The sequence below is a fragment of the Arthrobacter sp. B1805 genome (genome assembly GCF_002929745.1).
Taxonomy (GTDB): Bacteria; Actinomycetota; Actinomycetes; order Actinomycetales; family Micrococcaceae; genus Arthrobacter_D.
The window spans coordinates 1-520 of record NZ_PJIQ01000078.1 but is presented as its reverse complement, the minus strand read 5'-3'; the positions used below and the strand labels follow the sequence as shown (position 1 = coordinate 520).

1 protein-coding gene is annotated in these 520 nt (G+C 67.9%); it reads left to right on the top strand.

The genetic code is table 11. The annotated features are described in order from the left end of the window. Positions 1 to 513, top strand: a 513-nt coding sequence (locus CXQ96_RS17955; RefSeq protein WP_104119381.1) for a superoxide dismutase, incomplete at its 5' end; no start/stop codon positions are given. Positions 514 to 520: the final 7 nt, after the last annotated feature.

Genomic DNA, 520 nt, shown 5'->3' with positions numbered 1-520 from the left:
GCCAACGACGCCCTCGCGCAGCTGGCAGAAGCCCGCGCGACAGGCCAGTTCGGCACCATCCCGAAGCTCTCCAAGGACCTCGCGTTCCACGTCGGCGGCGTGATCAACCACAGCATCTTCTGGAAGAACATGTCCCCCGAGGGAGGCGACAAGCCCGAGGGCGAACTCGCCGCCGCCCTGGACGACGCGTTCGGGTCCTTCGACGCGTTCCGCGCCCACTTCACCGCCGCCGCGGTGTCGCTGCAGGGCTCGGGCTGGGCCGTGCTCGCCTACGAGCCGCTGGGCAAGAACATCGTCATCGAGCAGCTCTACGACCAGCAGGGCAACGTGCCCGTGGGCACGGTTCCGCTGCTCATGCTCGACATGTGGGAGCACGCCTTCTACCTGGACTACATCAACGTCAAGCCCGACTACGTCAAGGCCTGGTGGAACCTCGTGAACTGGGCCGACGTCCAGACCCGCTTCCAGGCGGCCCGGACCGGCGCGTCCGTCCTCATCACCCCCGGCCTCTGACCCCGGA